Annotated in this window: 17 protein-coding genes; 4 read left to right on the top strand and 13 right to left on the bottom strand. The window is 73.5% G+C overall.

Annotation, left to right across the window (positions count from 1 at the left end; genetic code table 11):
- Window position 1 precedes the first annotated feature (1 nt).
- Window positions 2-1,192, top strand: coding sequence for a CynX/NimT family MFS transporter (locus tag ASF78_RS13520; RefSeq protein WP_056590118.1), 1,191 nt, complete (start codon window positions 2-4; stop codon window positions 1,190-1,192).
- On the opposite strand, the gene ASF78_RS13515 is transcribed toward ASF78_RS13520, so the two are convergent.
- The gene (locus tag ASF78_RS13515) at window positions 1,189-2,976 is read right to left on the bottom strand and encodes an ABC-F family ATP-binding cassette domain-containing protein (RefSeq protein ID WP_056590115.1); all 1,788 of its coding nucleotides are present in this window, start codon (window positions 2,974-2,976) and stop codon (window positions 1,189-1,191) included. The genes ASF78_RS13520 and ASF78_RS13515 overlap by 4 nt on opposite strands.
- Window positions 2,977-3,063: 87 nt before the next feature.
- Here ASF78_RS13515 and ASF78_RS13510 point away from each other — a divergent pair, with 87 nt between their 5' ends.
- Window positions 3,064-4,242 (top strand): LCP family protein, encoded by a 1,179-nt coding sequence (locus ASF78_RS13510; RefSeq protein ID WP_056590112.1) that lies wholly within the window; start codon window positions 3,064-3,066, stop codon window positions 4,240-4,242.
- Window positions 4,243-4,247: 5 nt separating this feature from the next.
- Here ASF78_RS13510 and ASF78_RS13505 read toward each other — a convergent pair whose 3' ends face one another.
- The 11 genes from ASF78_RS13505 to ASF78_RS13455 form a co-directional block, all read right to left on the bottom strand.
- A complete protein-coding gene (locus tag ASF78_RS13505) occupies window positions 4,248-4,955 on the bottom strand; it encodes a hypothetical protein (protein ID WP_056590109.1) in 708 nt (235 codons plus the stop codon).
- A gap of 46 nt (window positions 4,956-5,001) precedes the next feature.
- The gene (locus ASF78_RS13500; protein WP_056590108.1) at window positions 5,002-5,469 is read right to left on the bottom strand and encodes an SRPBCC domain-containing protein; all 468 of its coding nucleotides are present in this window, start codon (window positions 5,467-5,469) and stop codon (window positions 5,002-5,004) included.
- Between the two features lie 2 nt (window positions 5,470-5,471).
- Window positions 5,472-5,801, bottom strand: a complete 330-nt coding sequence (locus ASF78_RS13495; protein ID WP_056590105.1) for a helix-turn-helix transcriptional regulator — start codon at window positions 5,799-5,801, stop codon at window positions 5,472-5,474.
- Window positions 5,802-5,848: 47 nt separating this feature from the next.
- Window positions 5,849-6,787: a 4-(cytidine 5'-diphospho)-2-C-methyl-D-erythritol kinase gene (locus tag ASF78_RS13490; protein ID WP_056590102.1), complete on the bottom strand. Its 939-nt coding sequence runs from the start codon at window positions 6,785-6,787 to the stop codon at window positions 5,849-5,851.
- The gene (rsmA, locus tag ASF78_RS13485; RefSeq protein ID WP_056590099.1) at window positions 6,784-7,722 is read right to left on the bottom strand and encodes a 16S rRNA (adenine(1518)-N(6)/adenine(1519)-N(6))-dimethyltransferase RsmA; all 939 of its coding nucleotides are present in this window, start codon (window positions 7,720-7,722) and stop codon (window positions 6,784-6,786) included. The genes ASF78_RS13490 and rsmA overlap by 4 nt, the downstream gene beginning before the upstream one ends.
- Window positions 7,723-7,795: 73 nt before the next feature.
- Entirely contained in the window at window positions 7,796-9,040 is a 1,245-nt protein-coding gene (locus ASF78_RS13480) for a resuscitation-promoting factor (RefSeq protein ID WP_082495047.1), read from the bottom strand.
- A gap of 339 nt (window positions 9,041-9,379) precedes the next feature.
- Window positions 9,380-10,579: a ubiquitin-like domain-containing protein gene (locus ASF78_RS13475; RefSeq protein ID WP_056590092.1), complete on the bottom strand. Its 1,200-nt coding sequence runs from the start codon at window positions 10,577-10,579 to the stop codon at window positions 9,380-9,382.
- 151 nt (window positions 10,580-10,730) lie between these two features.
- Window positions 10,731-11,684, bottom strand: a complete 954-nt coding sequence (locus tag ASF78_RS13470) for a TatD family hydrolase (protein ID WP_056590090.1) — start codon at window positions 11,682-11,684, stop codon at window positions 10,731-10,733.
- Window positions 11,684-13,477 carry a methionine--tRNA ligase gene (gene metG, locus ASF78_RS13465; protein ID WP_056590087.1) on the bottom strand — a complete coding sequence of 598 codons (1,794 nt, stop codon included), beginning with the start codon at window positions 13,475-13,477 and terminating at the stop codon, window positions 11,684-11,686. The genes ASF78_RS13470 and metG overlap by 1 nt, the downstream gene beginning before the upstream one ends.
- Before the next feature lie 207 nt (window positions 13,478-13,684).
- Window positions 13,685-14,464, bottom strand: a complete 780-nt coding sequence (locus ASF78_RS13460) for an endonuclease domain-containing protein (protein WP_162243362.1) — start codon at window positions 14,462-14,464, stop codon at window positions 13,685-13,687.
- Window positions 14,465-14,836: 372 nt separating this feature from the next.
- Window positions 14,837-15,931: a sorbosone dehydrogenase family protein gene (locus ASF78_RS13455; RefSeq protein ID WP_056590916.1), complete on the bottom strand. Its 1,095-nt coding sequence runs from the start codon at window positions 15,929-15,931 to the stop codon at window positions 14,837-14,839.
- Window positions 15,932-16,078: 147 nt separating this feature from the next.
- Between ASF78_RS13455 and ASF78_RS13450 the strand changes: the two genes are divergently transcribed.
- Both ASF78_RS13450 and ASF78_RS13445 read left to right on the top strand, forming a co-directional pair.
- Window positions 16,079-17,278 carry a cytochrome ubiquinol oxidase subunit I gene (locus ASF78_RS13450; RefSeq protein WP_056590082.1) on the top strand — a complete coding sequence of 400 codons (1,200 nt, stop codon included), beginning with the start codon at window positions 16,079-16,081 and terminating at the stop codon, window positions 17,276-17,278.
- Window positions 17,275-18,198 carry a cytochrome d ubiquinol oxidase subunit II gene (locus ASF78_RS13445; RefSeq protein WP_056590079.1) on the top strand — a complete coding sequence of 308 codons (924 nt, stop codon included), beginning with the start codon at window positions 17,275-17,277 and terminating at the stop codon, window positions 18,196-18,198. The genes ASF78_RS13450 and ASF78_RS13445 overlap by 4 nt, the downstream gene beginning before the upstream one ends.
- Window positions 18,199-18,246: 48 nt before the next feature.
- On the opposite strand, the gene rsmI is transcribed toward ASF78_RS13445, so the two are convergent.
- Window positions 18,247-19,131: a 16S rRNA (cytidine(1402)-2'-O)-methyltransferase gene (gene rsmI, locus ASF78_RS13440; RefSeq protein ID WP_056590913.1), complete on the bottom strand. Its 885-nt coding sequence runs from the start codon at window positions 19,129-19,131 to the stop codon at window positions 18,247-18,249.
- Window positions 19,132-19,145 lie beyond the last annotated feature (14 nt).

The raw sequence follows: 19,145 nt of genomic DNA, 5'->3' as shown, positions 1-19,145 counted from the left end.
CATGACGGCAGCACGGTCCCTGGCACCGTCTGCTGCGCGCGGGCTGCTGCTCGCCGCGGTCCTGCTCTACGCGCTGAACCTGCGCGCCCCGATCACGGCCCTCGCGCCCGTCGTCGACGACGTCCGGGCCGACCTCGGGCTGAGCGCCGCGACCGTCGGCCTGCTCACCGGCATCCCGGTGCTCTGCTTCGCGCTGGCCACCCCGCTCATGGCCGTGCTGCTCGGGCGCCTCGGCACCGGGCGGGTGGTCGCGGCGTCGCTGGTGACCGTCCTGGTCGGCACGCTCCTGCGGTCCGCCGACGGCTTCGGCACCGCGCTCGTCGGCACGGTCCTCATCGGCGTCGCCATCACGGCGGGCAACGTGGCCGTCCCGGTGGTGATCGGGCGGGACTTCCCCGGGCACGTGCCCCGGGTGACCGGTCTGTACACGGCGGCGCTCAACGCGGGCAGCGTCCTGACGACCACCCTGACCGCTCCGCTCGCGGAGGTCGTGGGGTGGCGGTGGGCGCTCGCGTCGTGGGGGCTGCTGGCCGTGGTCGCGCTCGTGGTGTGGCAGAAGGCGTACCCGTTCGCGCGTGCCGAGCCCGTCGCGCTGGTCACCGCGTCGACCGCGCCCGACGTGTGGCGACGGCCGGTCACCTGGTTCCTCGCCGTCGCCTTCGCCGGTCAGGCGTTCGGGTACTACGCGGTCAGCGCGTGGCTGCCGTCCGTGCTGCACGACACGCTCGGCCTCGAACGGGCGGCCTCGGGCGGGGCGGCGGCGCTGTTCCAGCTGTTCGGGATGGTCGGCGGCATCGCGGTGCCGATCGCCCTGGGACGGCGCGCACCGGTCGCCGCCGTGGCCGCCGCGATCGCCGTCGGGTGGATGGCGCTCCCCCTCGGTCTCCTGCTCGCGCCGCAGTGGTGGCCGGTGTGGTGCACGTTCGCGGGCGTCGCGCAGGGCGGGAACTTCGCGGTGATCTTCACCGTCATCGCGTCCAGCGCCGGGTCGCAGGCCGCCGCGCGCCGCATGTCCGCGACCGTGCAGAGCCTCGGCTACGGCTGCGCGGCGCTCGGCCCGAGCGTGCTCGGTGCGGTGCACGCGTCGAGTGGCGGGTGGACCGCGCCGCTGCTCGTCGTGCTGGCCGCCGTGCTCACCATGGGCGTCGCGACGGGGCTGGGTCTGCGCAGCATGCGCCGAGAGACGTCCTAGCCGACGATCTCCGCCGCCTCGAGCCACGCGGCCTCGAGCTCGTCCTTCTCGACGGCCAGCGCCCGCAGCTCCGCGTCGAGCGCGATCACGGCCTGGTGGTCGGTCGCCTGGTCGGACATCCGCTGGTGCAGCGTCGCCTCCTGGTCGGCGATCCGGGACAGGCGGCGCTCGATGCGGGCGATCTCCTTGCGCGCGGTGCGCAGGTCCGCGGTGGACACCGCTGCCGGGGCGACCTCGGTCGGCGCGCGGGCGTCCAGCGGGGAGGCCGCGGTCGCCGTCGCGGTGCGGCGCAGGTCCAGGTACTGCTCGACGCCACCGGGCAGCTGGCGCAGGAGGCCGTCGCCCAGCAGGGCCAACTGCGTGTCGCAGACCCGCTCCAGCAGGTACCGGTCGTGCGACACGACGATCAGGGTCCCCGGCCAGCCGTCGAGCAGGTCCTCCAGGGCGGCCAGGGTGTCCGTGTCGAGGTCGTTGGTCGGCTCGTCGAGCAGGAGCACGTTCGGCTCGCCGACGAGCAGCCGCAGCAGCTGCAACCGACGCCGTTCGCCACCGGACAGGTCCCGCACGGGGGTCCGCGAGCGCTCGCGGTCGAAGCCGAGCCGCTCGACCAGCTGCGCGGCCGTGAGCTCCTTGCCGCCGACGACGACCGAGCGCTTCTCGCTCTCGATCACCTCGATGACCCGCAGGCCGGCCAGCTCGTCGAGCTCCTCGACGTCCTGGGTCAGCTCCCCCACCTGCACGGTCTTGCCGCGCTTGACCCGGCCGGTCGTCGGCTGCTGCCGCCCGGACAGGAGCCGCAGCAGCGAGGTCTTGCCGGCCCCGTTGACGCCGACCAGCCCGACGCGGTCACCGGGGCCGAGCCGCCACGTGACGTCGTGCAGCAGGACCCGGTCGCCGTACGCGACGGACGCGTCCTCGATGTCGAGCACGTCCTTGCCCAGCCGGGCGGTGGCCATCCGGGTCAGGCTCAGCTGGTCGCGCGGCGGTGGCTCGTTCTCGATCAGGGCGTTCGCGGCGTCGATCCGGAACTTGGGCTTGCTCTTGCGCGCAGGAGCCCCCCGGCGCAGCCACGCGAGCTCCTTGCGCAGCAGGTTCTGCCGCTTCTCCTCGGTGGTCGACGCCGTCCGCGCCCGCTCGGCGCGCGCCAGCACGTAGGCGGCGTACCCGCCCTCGTACTGGTCGACCGTCCCGTCGTGCACCTCCCACGTGCGGGTGCAGACCGCGTCGAGGAACCAGCGGTCGTGGGTGACGACGACGAGCGCGCCCTTGGACCCCCGGTACCGCTCGACCAGGTGCGCCGCGAGCCACGCCACGCCCTCGACGTCGAGGTGGTTGGTGGGCTCGTCGAGGACGAGCACCTCGTCGTCGCGCACGAGCAGCGCGGCGAGCGCGACCCGGCGCCGCTGGCCACCGGACAGGGTCGCGACGTCGGCGTCCAGGGACACGTCCCCGAGCAGGCCCGCGTGCACCGACCGGATCCGGGAGTCGGTGGCCCACTCGTGCTCGTCGGCGGACCCGTGCACCACGTCGAGGACGGTGCTCCCGGCCAGCAGGTCGTCGCGCTGGTCCAGCACCGCGATCCGCACGCCGCCCGCGCGGGTCACGCGGCCGTCGTCGGGCTCCTGCATGCCGGACAGGACGCGCAGCAGCGTGGACTTGCCGGCGCCGTTGGGGCCGACGACGCCGATGCGCTGGCCGTCGTCGAGCCCGAGGGAAACCTCGTCGAGGAGGGTGCGCGTGCCCAGCGCGAGCGTGACGCGATCCGCGCCGAGAAGGTGTGCCATGTCCTGTGAAGGCTACCCGCACACTCGCACAGGTCCTCCACGCAGACCGCCGGTACCGGCACTGACCTGCGCACTAGCGTCCGAAGGATGAGCCAGCACGCGCGCGCCGTCCGTCCACGCCGGGCCCTTCGCGCGGTCGGCCTCACCGTCGTGGGCGTCCTCGTCTTCGGGGCCGCGGCCGCGGCCGCCGTGTACCGGGAGCTCCAGTCGAACGTCTCGGGGGTCGACCTGGCGGGCCTCGTGGGCGACGAGAGCGCTCGGCCGCAGGCGAGCGAGCCGCCCCCGGGCGACGCGCGGGCGGGGGCGCCCGTGAACCTGCTGATCATCGGGTCGGACGACCGCAGCGGCGAGAACGCCACCATCGGCGGCGCCGAGGAGGGCATGCAGTCCGACACCACGATCGTCGCGCACGTCGCCGCGGACCGGTCGCGCGTCGAGCTGGTGTCCATCCCCCGGGACCTGCTGGCCGACCGGCCGTCGTGCACGATGACGGACGGCAGCACGACGCCCGCGCGCGAGAACGTGCAGTTCAACGGAGCGTTCCGGATCGGCTGGGACCACGGCCACGACATCGGGTCGGCGGCCGCCTGCACGTACAAGACCGTCGAGCAGCTCACCGGCGTCCGGCTGGACGGGCTCGTGCTCGTGGACTTCGTGGGCCTGCGGGACATGGTCAACGCGATCGGTGGCGTGCCCATCTGCCTGCCGACGGACCTCGACGACCCGAAGTACACCGGCCTGCACGTGAAGGCCGGACCGCAGGTCTTCGACGGCACGACGGCCGTCCAGTTCGCCCGTGCCCGGCACAACATCGGCGACGGCTCCGACACGGGCAGGATGGAACGCCAGCAGGACCTGATGGCCGCCATGACGCGGTCGGTGCTCAGCCGCGAGGTGCTGACGGACCCCACCGCCCTGTTCCAGTTCGCGCAGGCGGCGACGGGTGCCATCACCGCCAGCGACGGGTTCCGCAACCTCACCGACCTGACCGGGTTCGGTCTGTCGCTGCGGAACCTGACCGCCGACCAGATCGTGTTCGTGTCGATGCCGACCGTGCCGTCGACGTCGCAGAAGTACCGCGTCGAGGCGACCTCCGAGGCGGTCGAGCTCTGGGCGCGGGTCGCCGCGGACCAGCCGATCGGTGGGGCGGCCACGACGACGACACCGCCGGTCACGGACCCGTCGGCACCGCCCCCGACGACGGACGCGCCCTGGACCCCACCGGCCGACGTCCTCACGTCCGCGGACGACTCGTCGACCTGCTGACCTCGTCAGCAGCCCGCGGAGTCGTACGTGCACAGGAGCTCCCACGCCGCCTGCGCGTTCGCCGTGACCGCCTCGCGCGCGGTGCCGACCGTCCCCTCGCCCCCGTCGACCGCGACGAGGGCGATCGCGTTCCCCCGACGCGTGATCCCCAGGTAGGTGCCCATCGCGTCGTCCAGCGCCCCCTCGACGGACCCGCCGTAGTAGTCGGTGGCCAGGCCGACTCCCTGTGCCCCGACGGTCAGCGGCTCGACGACGTACGTCGTGGAGTCGTCGGAGACGTGCTGCGTGCACGCGGTGAGTGCGGCGCCCAGCCGGTCGGCCTCGGCCACCGCGGCGTCGGCGTCGGCGAGCAGGACGACCTGGTGCACGCCCACCCGGGTCTCGAGCTCCCCGGAGCCCGCCGTGACCGTGCGCATCGCGAGACCGCCGGTCGGGCTCCCCCCGTCGCAGGCCTCCGGGACGCGCCAGTCGACGACGTCCGTCGACTCCTCCCGCACGTCGTCCGGGCTGATGCTCTCCCAGGCGGTCGCGGGCAGCATGACCTCGACCGGGACGTCGGAGATCGGCGCCTGTGTCGGCGTGGGTGTGGGCGTGGGCGCCGCGTCGGTGGTGGTCGTCGGGCTCGGCTCCTGTGCCGTCGGCTCGGTCGGTGCGCACCCGACGAGGGCCAGCACGCACACGGCGGTGAGCAGGGTCGATGTCGTGGCGCGCATCGCGTCACCTTGCCGTCGTGGCCGACGCGACGCAACCCGCCGCGCGTCAGCGGGCCAGGTACTCCGCCAGGGTGTCGAAGATCCCGGCGAACCCCGACTCGCGCTTGCTGCCGTCGTCCGAGCCGTCCAGGAAGACGGCCTGCTCGGTGTAGGTGACGCGCGTGCCGCCGTCGACGGGCTCGAGCTCGGTCGTCGACAGGGACGTCGACAGGTGCTCACCGGCCACCCACATGTCGTAGGTGGCCACGATCCGACGCCGCTCGACGATGTCGGTGTAGGCGGCGACGTAGCGGCTGGTGGGGCCGTCGTGCCACTGGCCGTCCTGCACGGCCTGGCCGCCGACGCGGAAGTCCTCGTGCGCCTCGGTCTCGGTGAACCCGGGGTCGGAGCCGAACCACTGGGCGTGCTGCTCGGGCACGGCGAACGCGTCCCAGACGCGGTCGAGGTCGGCGTCGAAGGTGCGCTCGACGACGAAGGTCGCGTGGACGGCTGGGGCGGTGGTCTCGGTGGGCATGATCAGGGTCCTTTCGTGGAGGCGAGGTAGGTGCCGAGCCGGTCCAGCCGGCGCTCGGCCGGCAGCCGCTGCCGGCCCATCCACTCCCCCGCGCCGGTGAGGGCGTCGGCGGCGAGCTGGACCGTGCGGACCCGGCCGGTCTTGTGCGAGGTGACGATGCCCGCGTCCTCGAGCACCGCGAGGTGCTGGTGGACGGCCGGCAACGACATCTCGAAGGGTTCGGCGAGCTGGCTGACCGACACCGGACCGCGCACGAGACGTTCGACCATCGCGCGGCGGGTGGCGTCGGACAGGGCCTTGAAGACCCTGTCCAGCTCGCCATTGTTAAGCATGTGCTTAAGTATTGCTCGTCGCGACGAGAAGTCAAGAGGTCCAGGTCTCAGTCCGAGGAGCTGACGACGCGCGCGCCGGCCACCGGGCCGGCGGCGGTGAGGACGCGGTCAGCCACGCCGGAGGCCGTGAACGCCGCCGCGAGGACCAGCGCGTGCTGGCGGCTGCGGCCGAGAGCGGCCACCGTCGGACCCGAACCGGACACGACGACTCCGAGCGCCCCCGCGTCCTGCGCCACCGCGAGCGGCTCCGCGAGGCCGGGGTCGAGCTCGAGCGCCGCCATCTGCAGGTCGTTGTGGAGCGCGGCACCGAGCGCCCGCGGATCGCCCGCACGCAGCGCCTGCATCAGCGGGACGTCGTCGTCCTGGTCGGGGAGGAGCGCGGTGCCGTGCAGGTCGTCGAACGCGGCGTAGACGTCGGCGGTGGACAGGCCCCGGTCCTGCACCGCGAACGCCCAGTGGAACTCGCCGCGGCTGAGCGCCGGCGTCAGGAGGTGCCCGCGACCCGAGCCGACGGCGGTGTGCCCGGCCAGGGAGAACGGCACGTCCGACCCCAGCTCGGCAGCCAGCTCCAGCAGGTCGTCCCGGCTGAGCCCGGTGCGCCACAGGGAGTCGCACGCCACCAGGGTCGCCGCGGCGTCCGCCGAACCACCCGCCATCCCCCCGGCGACCGGGACGCCCTTGTGGAGGTGCAGGTGGACGCCGTCGTCGATCCCCGCCCGCTCGGCCAGCAGGGCCGCGGCGCGCAGCGCGAGGTTCGACCCGTCCGTCGGGACCAGCTCCGCCTGCGGGCCGCTCACGGTCAGCGTGCGCTCCTCCGACGGGGTCGCGACGACCTCCTCGAACACCGACACCGCCTGGAACACCGTCGACACCGCGTGGTAGCCGTCGTCCTCGCGCGGACCGACCCGCAGCGACAGGTTGACCTTGCCGGGCGCGCGGACCCTGACCTCGTGCTCGGGCAGCGGGGCCACGGGGGTCAACGTCACGGCACCACCATGCCAGGTCGTCCGCCGACCGGCCCGAGGTGCTCCGCGATGCGTGCGAACCCCGCGATGTCGACGCGCTCGCCGCGGGCCTGCGGGTCCACGCCGGCCGCCTCCAGGGCCGCCACCGCGGCGTCGGCGGATCCCGCCAGCGCGGACAGGGCCGAGCGGAGCATCTTGCGGCGCTGCGCGAACGCGGCGTCGACGACGGCGAACACGGCCTCCCGGGACGCATCCGTGGCGGGCGGCTCGCGCCGGTCGAAACGGACCAGTGCCGAGTCGACGTTCGGGGCCGGCCAGAAGACCGAGCGGCCGACCGTCGCGGTCCGCCGGGCCGACGCGTACCAGGCGGCCTTCGCGGACGGCACCCCGTAGGTACGGCTGCCGGGCGGTGCTGCCAGCCGGTCCGCGACCTCGGCCTGCACCATGACGAGCACCCGCTCCAGGCTGTCGAACCGTTCGAGGAACGTCAGCAGCACCGGGACGGACACGTTGTACGGCAGGTTGGCGACGAGCGCGACGGGTCGCGGGCCGGGCAGGGCGTGCACGTCCAGGGCGTCCGCGAGCACGATCGTCAGGCGGTCGCGGCCGGCGTCGTCACGCAGGACCACCGCCTCGTCGTCGGCGCCCTCGACGACCGTCAGACCCGGCACGTGCCGCGCGACCGTGGCCGGCAGCAGGCGGGCGAGCGTCGGGTCGATCTCGACCGCGACCACGTCGGCGCCGGCTTCGAGCAGCCCCAGCGTGAGCGACCCCAGGCCCGGTCCGACCTCGACGACGCGGTCCCCCTCGACGACGTCGGCCTGCCGCACGATCTTGCGCACCGTGCCCCCGTCGAGGACGAAGTTCTGGCCGAGCTGCTTGGTCGGTCGTACCCCCGCACGCTCCGCGAGCTCACGGATCTCCGCAGGCCCGAGCAGCGTGGTGGTGGTCGACATGCGCACGAGCCTAGGCGAGCACGGCGCAGCCCCCGCCAACCGGCTACTGCCGGGCGGGGGCTGCGTCGGGAGCTCAGCTGAAGAGGTTCTTCCCGCAGTGCGGCCACTGGCCGGCACCGGAGCGGTTGTAGAGCATCTTCGCGCGGGCCGTCTGCTCGTCGGCCGACGCCTGCGACGGGAGTCCCGCGCCACCGACGGCCTGCCACGTGCTCACCGAGAACTGGTAGAGCCCGTGGTACTTGCCCGTCGACGACACGATCGTGGGGTTGCCGCCCGACTCGCACTTGGCCAGCGCGGCCCAGTTGAGCGAGTCGGCGCTGCCGCCGGCGGTGACGGGGCTGCCCGTCGCGGGGGCGGCCGGCGTCTTCACGACGGCCGGGCGCGTCTTGGTGCCGACGCTCAGGACCTCGTCGACCGGCGCCTGCGTGACGGCGTCGGAGAGCGTGGTGCGTGCCGACTCGGCACCGTCGACCGTGGTGACCCGCTCGACGAGCGTGCGGACCCCGGGGACGCCCGCGGTCAGCGTGCGCTTCTGGTCGGTGTAGCGCGCGGCGTCCTGCTGCGTGGTCGACGCGAACGCGACCTCGTGCGTGGACGTGACGTCCTGCACGACGACGCGGTTGACGACGACCTGGACCCGGCCGTTCGCGCTCTGCACCACGGACACCCGGTCGAGCGCGTTCAGCTCGACCCCGAGCTCACCGAGGACCTGCGCGACGGACGCGTCGGCGTCGGCGACCTCGAGCGTGGTGCCGTCGACGAGGACGTCGGCCGGACCGCGCAGGGTCAGGTCAAGCGCGAGCTCCGGCCGGCCACCGGCTGCGGACCGGGACGCGACGAGCGCCACGGTCTGGCCACGGGCGGCGAGCGAGTCGAGCGCCTCGTCGGCGGACAGTGCGGTCGTCCAGACGGACGTCTCCGCACCGTCGACGCTGATCGAGACCTGGTGCGCGTGCCGCACGACGATCTCGGAGCCCTCCCGCAGCGAGCCGGTCTGGCTCACGAGGTCCCGGTCGCCGACGACGACGCCCTGGTCCTCCAGGAAGCCCTCGACCGACCCGGCGAAGGTGCTGAGCTGCGCGACGTCGCCGTTGACGTCGAGCGTCACCGTCTTCTGAGCGTGCGCGAACGCGGCCGTCCCGCCCGCGAGGACGAGTGCCGCGGCGGCGGCGGTGATGGGCAGGATGCGTGCCCGACCGGACCGGTGGTCCGTCGTGGGGGGCTCGTCCGGGGAGGACGAGGTGCGCGTTCGCGCGGACAGACCAGGGATCAGGGTCGAGAACTGCACGGGGCTCCAGCCGTCGAGGTGCCCGGGCACGGGGGGCGGAGCGTGCCGCAGGCGCGGCACCCGACGGTGTTCCTCAGGATCAAGGTTCTGTGGACACCTGGTGAGGTGTCTCCCGTCGGTCCCGGATCCCCGATCCGGCCGTCACGGCGGCCCGCCTGGAGCGGGCGCCGACCACCCTGCAGAATCGACAGCCGGCACAGGTGGGCCGATGTCCAGATCGCGGGGCGGCACCGACCGTAACCGAATCGTGATCGCGTTGCCAAGCGCGCCTACCATCAGATGCGGTAGCGATGTGCACCGTTTTCGCGGCTGATCAGGCGTTCCCCCACGTCAGGGGGCGTGAGCGGGATCACACGGAAATCGGGTGAATCAGTACCAGTTCTTCGCCTGGCTGTGCGCGTAGGCGCCGCACGGGTTGCCGTAGCGCGCCTGGATGTAGTTCAGGCCCCAGGTGATCTGCGTGGCGGGGTTGGTCCGCCAGTCGTCGGCCACGGTCGCCATCTTGCTGCCAGGCAGCGACTGCGGGATGCCGTACGCACCCGACGACTTGTTCTCCGCGTTCACCCGCCAGCCGCTCTCCTTGTTCCACAGCGCTAGCAGGCAGGCGAACTGGTCGTCACCCCACCCGCGCGCCGCCGCCATCTCCTTGCCGAGCGCCTGGGCGGTGCCCGGCTCGACGGCCACGACCGACGGGTCCGGGAGCTCCGCGGTGCCGACGCGGGTGACCTGGGCGACCGGCGGGACGGTGACCACCGACGCGATCGCGGTCCTGCCGACCACCACACCGCCCACCACCTGGAGCTCGTAGGTGGTCGTGCGGACGCCGGCCTTGCCCTTGCTGGCGATGACGGTGTTGCCCTTGACCATCCCGGGGTCCTCGACCTCGGTCGACTCGAACGGCATCGCCTCGGTCACCGTCTCGCCCGACGTGCTGGCCCGGGTCACCAGGACCACGAGCCCGTCGACGGCCGTGGAGTCGAGCGGCACCGAGACCTGGTCGCCCTCCTCGAGGACGAGCCCGATGTCCCGCAGGCCGTCGCGCACGGTGGCGGCGCTGCTCAGGCCGTCGATGACCTGGCCGTCGACGACGAGGTGGATCGTCTTCAGCGTCGAGACGCGCAGCGTGTCCCGGCCGAGCGCGGCAGAACGTGACGCCGACAGGCGCACCTCGGTGTCCCGCAGCCCGAGTCCGTCGACCGCCTCGCCGACCGTCAGCGCGGTCGTCCACACCGAGCGCTCCGAGCCGTCGACCTCGACCGCGAGCTCACGTCCGTGCCGCACCACGATCTGGCCCGACCGGGCGATCGGCTGGTCCAGCGCCGGGGCGACGAGGTCCCGCTCACCGACCTCGATGTCCCCGCTCGCGAGCATGTCACCGACGGTCCGGCCGAACGCCTCGACCTCCACCGACGTCCCGTCGACGTCCACGGTCACCGTCTTGTGCAGGACCGCGAAGGCGCTCGTCGCGGCCGCGACGACCGCGAGCACGGCGGCCTGGGCGACCACGCGGGCGGCTCGACGACCACGGAAGGGGCGACTGCGCGTCGCACGCTCCTGGTCCGGCCTCACGCGGTGGGTCCTCTCGGCAGGGCTCACAAAGATGCGTCCGTCCTGGACGCAGGTCCGACCGTAACCGATCCGTGACCGACCCGGTAACCCGAGGTCCGCTCTCCGGGACCGGCATCACCCGACCGTGCGGCGACAGACCGGGTCGATCCCGTCACCACGAGCCGTAGACCGCCTCGGACGTGGCCACGAGCGACGTGCAGACGTCCGCCAGCGGGCGACCGGTGACCTCGGCAACCGTGCGGACCGTGCCGGGCAGCAGGTACGGGGCGTTCGGGCGGCCGCGGAACGGGTGCACGGTCAGGTAGGGCGCGTCCGTCTCGACCAGCAGCAGCGACGGCGGGACCTCGCGGAGCGCCGCGCGCAGACCGTCGTTCGGACCGAAGGAGACCGGTCCGGCGAACGACAGGTACCAGCCGTGGGACACCGCGAGCCGGGCCAGCTCCGCGTCGCCCGAGAAGCAGTGGAACACCGTGCGGTCCGGGGCGCCGTCGGCGAGCAGGACCTCGACCACCTCGTCGTGCGCGTCGCGGTCGTGGATCTGCAGCGCCAGGCCCAGCTCCTTGGCCAGCGCGATGTGGGCGCGGAACGCCTCGCGCTGGACCTCTCGGCCCCGCGGTCCTGCGCGGAAGTGGTCCAGGCCCGTCTCACCGATGGCCCGGATGCGCGGGTTGGCGCGCGCGACGAGCTCGACGAGGTGGAACGCCTCCTGGAACCGGCCCATCGCCATCAGGTCGTCAGGGTGCTCCGGCAGCCGCCCGTCGGGCGCGATCTCGCGGACACGCTCGTGCAGGACGGCCTCGTTCGGGTGGATCGCCACCGCGCCGAGCAGCTCGGGGTGCTCCTGCACGACCGCGTGGGTCCACCGGATCGCGTCGACGTCGCACCCGACCTGCACCATGCGCGTCACGCCGACCGCCGCCGCCCGTGCGAGGTGCGCAGCGATGTCGGCGGGGGGACCGTCGATCGCCGTGCCGTCGTCGCTGCGCGTCCAGCCGGGCGCCTCCCACGACTCGACCGACTCCAGGTGCGTGTGGTTGTCGACCACCGCGACCGGCAGCGGCTCCGGCGACGCGGGCCAGCCGCGGTCCCCCTTCGACCGCGCCATCAGGCCTGGCGCAGCCGCTCGAGCTCCTCCTCGACGATCGAGTCGTCGAGCTTGGTGAAGACGGGCACCGGCTTGCCGACGGGCGTGCCGGGCACGACGTCCGCGCGACCCCACGGCGCCACGGTCCGGCCCAGCTCGTAGTCCCCGGTGATGATCGGGTAGTGGCGCGAGTCGTCGTCCAGGTCGGTGACCTCGTCGATCCGCGGCAGCGGCGAGAACGTCCCCGTGCGGCCGAACGTCTCGTGGACCTTCTGCGCGGAGTGCGGCAGGAACGGCGCCAGCAGCGTGTTGGCGTCGCTGACCGCCTGCGCGGCCGTGTGCAGCACCGTGCCGAGGCGGTCCCGGTCCTGCGTCAGCTTCCACGGCTCGGTCTCGGAGATGTACCGGTTGGCCTCCTGGACCACGCGCATCGCCTCGCTGACCGCGGCGCGGTTGCGGTGGGTGCCGATCAGCCCGCCGACCTTGTCGAAGCCCGCCGACGTCGCCGCGAGAAGCCCCTGGTCCACCGGCTGCAGCTCACCGGGCGCCGGGATCTCGCCGAAGTTCTTGTGGATCAGGCTCGCCGTGCGGTTGACCAGGTTGCCCCAGCCCGCGACGAGCTCGGAGTTGGTGCGCGTCTTGAAGTCCGCCCACGTGAAGTCCGAGTCCTGGGTCTCCGGCCCGGCGACCGACAGGAAGTACCGCAACGCGTCCGGCTGGTAGCGCGACAGCACGTCACGCACGTAGATGACCACCCCGCGCGACGAGCTGAACTGCTTGCCCTCCATGGTGAGGAACTCGCTGGAGACCACCTCGGTGGGCAGGTTCAGCGTGCCGAACTGCCCCGGTGATCCGCCCTTCGCCCCGAGACCGTCGTAGGCCAGCAGCTCCGCCGGCCAGATCTGCGAGTGGAACGTGATGTTGTCCTTGCCCATGAAGTAGTAGCTCAGGGCCTCGGGGTCGTTCCAGAACGGGCGCCACGCCTCCGGGTCGCCGTGGCGGCGCGCCCACTCGATCGACGCCGACAGGTACCCGATGACCGCGTCGAACCACACGTAGAGGCGCTTGTTCGGGTTCTCCTCCCAGCCCTCCAGCGGGATCGGGATGCCCCAGTCGATGTCCCGCGACATGGCCCGGGGGCGCAGGTCCTCGATGAGGTTGAGCGAGAAGTTCAGGACGTTCGGGCGCCAGTCCGTGCGCGTCCTCAGCCACGCCTCCAGGGCACCGGCGAGCGCCGGCAGGTCCAGGAAGAAGTGGTTCGACTCGACGAACTTCGGCGTCTCGCCGTTGATCCGGCTGCGCGGGTTGATCAGGTCGATCGCGTCCAGCTGGTTGCCGCAGTTGTCGCACTGGTCACCGCGCGCGCCGTCGTACCCGCAGATCGGGCAGGTGCCCTCCACGTACCGGTCGGGCAGCGTGCGGCCGGTGCTCGGCGAGATGGCCCCCAAGGACGACTGCTCGATCATGTAGCCGTTCTTGTGCACCGTGCGGAACAGCTCCTGCACGACGGCGTAGTGGTTGCGCGTCGTCGTCCGCGTGAACAGGTCGTAGCTCAGCCCCAGGTTCACCAGGTCCTCGACGACCACGCGGTTGTACTTGTCCGCGAGCTCCTGCGGGGGCAGGCCCTCCTGGTCGGCCAGCACCAGGATCGGGGTGCCGTGCTCGTCGGTGCCGGAGACCATGAGCACCTCGTTGCCCGCCATCCGGTTGTAGCGGCTGAAGATGTCCGACGGGACACCGAAGCCGGCGACGTGACCGATGTGGCGGGGGCCGTTCGCGTAGGGCCACGCGACGGCCGAGAGGATGCGAGACATGCGCCGATCCTAGGTCGCCCGGTGGTCCGGACGCGCAGACGCCCGCCCGTCGACGAACCGGCCCGCCGAAGACCCCAGACCCAGCCGCACTTGTGACGCATGGGCCGCCTGTGACGCTCGGGGCACCCCAGCAGCCCGCAACTGCACCAAGTGCGGCTGGGTCTGACACGCTCGACGGACGCGCGCCGTGGCCTCCGGCGGCGACCCTCAGCGGCGGCGAGGAGCCGAGAGAGCCGCCCGGACCGTCGCCACCAGCCGCGCCAGGTCCCCCAGGACGTCCTCCGCGGTGAACCGCAGGACCACGTACCCCTGCAGTGCGAGCTCCCGGTCGCGGCGTCGGTCCTCCCGGAACTCCCGCCGCCCGGAGTGGTAGGCCAGCCCGTCGAGCTCGACGACGACGCGTCCGGCGACGACCAGGTCGACCTCCCCCACCATGGGGATCACGACACCGACGTCGACCTGCAGTCCGGCAGCGCGCAGCGCGAGCCTCGCCACGGTCTCGAGCGGTGACCGGCTCCGGCCGTCGGCGCGAGCGAGGACGAGTCGGGCGCTGACCGGCGCGGTGGCCGGGAGCCGGCCGGCGATGGCAGCGGACGTCGTCCTCCTGCGCTGGAGAGCGCTGTCGACGGACACGACCGCCGCCACCGGCGGGCAGCAGAGCAGCATCCGCGCCAGCGCAGCATCGAGTGGCACCGCCTGGACGCCCACCGTCCGGCCCGGGTCGCAGCGTGGCTCCCTGTGGAGCACGACCGGCACGGAGTCCCGCGCCTGAGAGGGCGTCCGCCCCCGGTCGCGCGGGACGACGAGGTGGGGATGCACCGGCCGATGGAGGACTGCGACGCCGGCGAGCTCCACCGCCGAGATGCACCCGATCGCCGCACCGTGCACCGCCGCTGCGGCCACGGCCGTCGAGCACCCGGGAACCCCGTAGACCCCGTGAGCCAGGCGGACCACCGAACCGGCCGCGAGCGCACGTCGCAACGACACGTCATCACCTCGGGCCCGGACGAGGTCCGCCCGGCGTGCTGCCCCACCCAGCAGAGCGAGCCGCGCCATGAGTGGGTCGCGCACCGTCCCATCCGACCCCTGCCGGGGAGATCGAGGGCGCTCACACGACGACCCGGTGAAGAGCAGCGCGTGATCCCGGGGCTGTGGACGGATGGGGCGCCTGAGCGCCAGTGCGCCCGAGCGGGTGGGGTCGCGTTCGATCCAGCCGCACTTGGTGCGGGAGGGGCAGATGAGGCGGTCGCACGGGGGTCATTCGCGACGGGCGCACCAGGTGCGGCTGGTTCGGCGACGGTTCGCTTCCGGTCGCTTCCGGGACGCCCGGGGGTCGACCGGCGACGCCACCCCGAGCGGTCAGTCGACGACCACCCGCAGGATGCGGTCGTCGCCGTCGCGTCGGTCCCCGCGACCGTCGGTGTTCCCGGTGACCACCCAGAGCGAGCCGTCGGGCGCCGGCTCGACCGCACGCAGCCGTCCGCGCTCGCCCTCCAGCAGGGCCTCCGGGGTGCCGACGCCGTCCTGGGTCAGCGGCACCCGCCACAGCCGCTCGCCGCGCAGCCCGGCCAGGTAGACGGCCTCGTCGGTGACGGCCAACCCGCTGGGCGACGCGTCGGTGGTCGCCCAGACGGCGACCGGCTGGACGAACCCCTCGCCGTCCCCCTCGACCTCCGGCCACCCGTAGTTGCCGCCCGGCTCGATCTCGTTGAGCTCGTCCCAGGTGTTCTGGCCGAACTCCGACGCGAACATCCGCCCGTCGGGCGCCCAGCCGAGCCCCTGCACGTTGCGGTGCCCCAGGGTCCACACCGGTGAGCCCTCGTCGGGGTTGCCCGGGGCGGGGTCGCCGTCGGCGGTGATGCGCAGGATCTTGCCGTTGAGGCTGTCCGGGTCCTGCGACGACGAGGGGTCGCCCGCGTCGCCCGTGGCGACATAGAGGAAGTCGTCCGGACCGACGGCGAGCCGGCCACCGTTGTGGTTCCCCGCCTTCTCGATGCCCGTGAGGATCGGTCGCAGGTCGCCCAGGACCGACCCGTCGAGCGTCCCGCGCAGGACCCGGTTGTCGTCGGCCGCGGTCGCGTACAGGGCCAGGTCCACGGCCGACCCGTCTGCGCCCAGGACCGCCACACCGAGCAGACCGCCCTCACCGCCCGGGACCACCAGGTCGGCGAGCTCGTCGGCACCCGGCCCGGTCACGTCCGTCGCCGAGCCGTCCGGTCCGACGACGACCAGCGCGGCCTCGTCGCGCAGGGTGACGACCGCGTCGCCGTCCGGCAGGAACGCGAGGCCCCAAGGCACGTCGAGGTCTCCGAGGACGTCGTCGACCTCGGTCACCTCCACCGTCGCCGGGGCCTGCGCGGGTGCGGTCGTCGGTCCCGGCGTCGGCCCGTCGGCCGCGGTGCAGCCCGCGAGGGCGACGACGAGCGCGAGACCGGTCACCGCTCGTGCAGCCATGCCCCAGCCGATCACGCGCGATCCCGCCCCGCACTCCGGGACCACCCTGACCGGCGCGCCGCGCGCCTCCGGGACCACCCGGAACCGTCCCCGGTCTTCCCCTGGGAACAGGGTCCGCGACCCTCCCGCGCACCTAGCGTCCCTCTCGTGAGCGCCGTCGACGCCGCCCGTACGCAGTTCGCCCTGCTCGCGGGCTTCCACTTCCTGTTCGTCCTCGTGACCCTGGGCCTCGGACCCGTGGTCGCGATCTTCCAGACCCGGTGGGCGGTCACCCGGCTCGACGTCCACCAGTACGCCACCCGGTTCTGGGGCCAGCTGTACCTGGTCAACTACGCGCTCGGCATCGTCGCGGGGATCCTCCTCGAGCTGCAGTTCGGGCTGCACTTCCCCGGGCTGCTCGACGTCGCCGGTGAGGTGTTCGGCGCCCCGCTCGCCGTCGAGACGATGGTCGCGTTCTTCCTCGAGTCGACGCTGCTGGGGCTGTGGGTGTTCGGGTGGCACCAGCTGAACCGGTGGGTGCACACGGCGGTGTTCTGGCTCGTGGTGGTCACGGGGTACGCGTCGGCGTTCGCCGTCATGGTGGCCAACGGGTTCCTGCGCAACCCCGTCGGCTACGAGCTCCGCGACGGCGTCGCGCACATCACCGACAGCGCCGCGCTCGTCCTCAACCCCGCGTCCGTCCTGTCGCTCGGGCACGTCATCGGCGCGTGCCTGCTGGCGGGGGCGTTCGTCGTCATCGGCGTCAGCGCGTGGCACCTGCGCCGGCAGACCGGCTACGACGAGCTGTTCCAGCGCTCGCTGCGCACCGGCGTCGTCGTGGGGGCGGTCGGGGCCGTGCTGGCCGTCGGGTTCGGGTTCTCGCAGTTCTCCTACCTCGGCGACGACGCCGCGGCGGGGCAGTCCCCCGTGGTCGGCACCGCGCTCGGGTTCATGATCCTGGGCGGCTTCGCCCTGTTCCTCGGCGCGTTCCCCATGCTCGGGCTCATGGTCGGCGGCGCCCTCTTCCGGCTGCCTTTCCGCAACGCCGTCTACGGCTTCCTCACCGCGGTGCTGCCCGTCCCGTTCGTGCTCGCGATCTTCGGCTGGCTCGCCCGCGAGATCGGCCGGCAGCCGTGGATCGTCGTCGGCGTGCTGCGGACCTCCGACGCGACCTCCACGCACAGCGCCACGACCGTCCTCGTCTCGCTCGCCGTCCTCGTCGGGCTCGTCGCGGTCCTCGCCGTCATCGACTGGGTCCTGCTCGCCCGCCTCGCCCGTCTCGGCCCGGGATCCCCGACGCTCGGCGCCCCCGCCCTGCACGCGCGGGAGCCCGACGAGCACCTGACCTTCGCGGAGGCACCCCGATGATCTGGACCGTGCTGCTCGTCGGCGCGTTCGCGGGCTGGGCCGTGCTCGACGGCATGAACCAGGGCCTCGGCGCCACGCTCCGCCAGGTCGGCCGGACCCCCGGCGAGCGCCGGACCGTCCTCACCGCGCTCGGACCGTTCCTGCTGGCGGGCGAGGTCTGGCTCGTCGCCGCCGCGGGCGTGCTGCTCGCCGGCTTCCACGACCTCGAGCGCGACCTCGTCTTCGTCGCGTACCCGCTGGTCATCGCGCTGCTGGTGGCCTGGGTGCTGCGCGACGCCGGCGTGTGGCTGCGCAGCCGACGTCCGGGCGTCCGCTGGCGGGCCGGCTGGGAACGCGTCATCGTCGTCGCGTCAGTGGGACTGCCCCTGTCCGCAGGCGCCCTGCTCGGGACCGCGCTGGTGTGGCTCCCGCCGCAACCCTCCCTGACCGCGCGGATCGTCGTCCCCGTCCTCACCGCCCTGTCCGCCGTCGCCGTGACCCGCGTCCTCGGCACCACGTTCGTCGCCGTCCGGACCTCCGGCGTCCTGCGCGAGCGCGCCACGCGGCTGGCCCTGCGGGCGCTGCCCTGGTCGGCGGGGCTGCTCGCGGCGTCGGCGATCGCGTACGTCGTCCTCGTGCCCGCCGACGGTCCCGTGACCGCCGTCCTGCCACCGCTCGTGGTGCTGGCAGGCTCCGGGTCCGCCCTCGTGGCACGGCCGGCGCTCGCGACCGGTCGGCTGCACCGTGCGCTCGGTGCGGTGGCCGTCGGCGGTGTGCTGCCGGTCGTCGCGGCCGCCGTCGCCCTCGCGCCGGTGCCGTCACCGGCGCCGACCCTCGAGCTCGTCCTGCTCGCCTGCGTCCCGGTCCTGCTCACGGTCCAGGCGTGGGTCTGGTGGACGTTCCGCCACCCGGTCGGCCCGCGCGACGCGGTCTTCTACTGACGCCCGATGCCGACCGAGCCAGGACGTGGGATGTCGGCCGCGCGGGGGTCAGGGCTTCGTCGGGGCCTTCGCCGCCAGGGCTGCTGCGTACAGGTCACGCTTAGGGACGCCCGCCGCTGCGGCGACCTCCGCGACCGCGTCCTTCAGGCGGTCGCCGGAGTCCGTGCGGGACAGGACCTCCGCGACCAGGTCCGCGGTCGACAGCTCCACCGCCTTCACCGCCCCGCCGACCACCACGACGATCTCCCCGCGCACCTGGTCCGCGGACGCCCACGTCACCAGGTCCGCCAGCGGTCCGCGGACGATCTCCTCGTAGGTCTTGGTCAGCTCGCGGCAGACGGCGGCAGGACGGCCTGCGCCGAACGCGACGGCCATCGCCGCGAGGGTGTCGTCCAGCCGGTGCGGCGCCTCGAAGAACACCATCGTGCGGCGCTCGTCGGCCAGCAGCTCGAACGCCCGGGCGCGCTCCCCGGGCTTGCGGGGCGGGAACCCCTCGAAGCAGAACCGGTCCGTCGGCAGCCCGGACAGGGCGAGCGCGGTCAGCACGGCGCTCGGCCCGGGGGCGGCCGTCACCGGCAGACCCGCAGCGACCGCGGCCCCCACCACCCGGAACCCCGGGTCCGACACGGCAGGCATCCCGGCGTCCGTCACGACGACCACCGTCCCCCCACCGGCCACGACCGCGAGCACCTCCGCCGACCGCTCGACCTCGTTGTGCTCGTGGAAGCTCAGCACCCGACCGCCGATCTCGACCCCCAGCCGGGCAGCGAGCGCCCGCAGCCGACGGGTGTCCTCCGCGGCGACGACATCCGCCTCCGCGAGCAGCCGACGCAGGTGCGCCGACGCGTCCTCGGCGTTGCCGATCGGCGTCGCAGCCAGCACGAGACGGCCTGAGGGGTGCTCGGTCGGGCTCGCAGGGGTCACGCAGGTCAGCCTGCCACCTCCCG

Source organism: Cellulomonas sp. Leaf334 (assembly GCF_001424195.1).
Taxonomy (GTDB): domain Bacteria; phylum Actinomycetota; class Actinomycetes; order Actinomycetales; family Cellulomonadaceae; genus Cellulomonas.
Note: the sequence above shows the minus strand (reverse complement) of the source record. Positions and strands in the feature narration are given on the sequence as shown.

What these genes read in the sequence shown, in the direction of transcription:
- ASF78_RS13495 (WP_056590105.1), bottom strand. Translation starts at nt 5,801, where the DNA reads ATGCTTAACAATGGCGAGCTGGACAGGGTCTTCAAGGCCCTGTCCGAC.
- ASF78_RS13445 (WP_056590079.1), top strand. Translation starts at nt 17,275, where the DNA reads ATGATCTGGACCGTGCTGCTCGTCGGCGCGTTCGCGGGCTGGGCCGTG.
- ASF78_RS13500 (WP_056590108.1), bottom strand. Translation starts at nt 5,469, where the DNA reads ATGCCCACCGAGACCACCGCCCCAGCCGTCCACGCGACCTTCGTCGTC.
- rsmA (WP_056590099.1), bottom strand. Translation starts at nt 7,722, where the DNA reads ATGTCGACCACCACCACGCTGCTCGGGCCTGCGGAGATCCGTGAGCTC.
- ASF78_RS13510 (WP_056590112.1), top strand. Translation starts at nt 3,064, where the DNA reads ATGAGCCAGCACGCGCGCGCCGTCCGTCCACGCCGGGCCCTTCGCGCG.
- ASF78_RS13470 (WP_056590090.1), bottom strand. Translation starts at nt 11,684, where the DNA reads ATGGCGCGGTCGAAGGGGGACCGCGGCTGGCCCGCGTCGCCGGAGCCG.
- ASF78_RS13505 (WP_056590109.1), bottom strand. Translation starts at nt 4,955, where the DNA reads ATGCGCGCCACGACATCGACCCTGCTCACCGCCGTGTGCGTGCTGGCC.
- metG (WP_056590087.1), bottom strand. Translation starts at nt 13,477, where the DNA reads ATGTCTCGCATCCTCTCGGCCGTCGCGTGGCCCTACGCGAACGGCCCC.
- ASF78_RS13455 (WP_056590916.1), bottom strand. Translation starts at nt 15,931, where the DNA reads ATGGCTGCACGAGCGGTGACCGGTCTCGCGCTCGTCGTCGCCCTCGCG.
- ASF78_RS13515 (WP_056590115.1), bottom strand. Translation starts at nt 2,976, where the DNA reads ATGGCACACCTTCTCGGCGCGGATCGCGTCACGCTCGCGCTGGGCACG.
- ASF78_RS13520 (WP_056590118.1), top strand. Translation starts at nt 2, where the DNA reads ATGACGGCAGCACGGTCCCTGGCACCGTCTGCTGCGCGCGGGCTGCTG.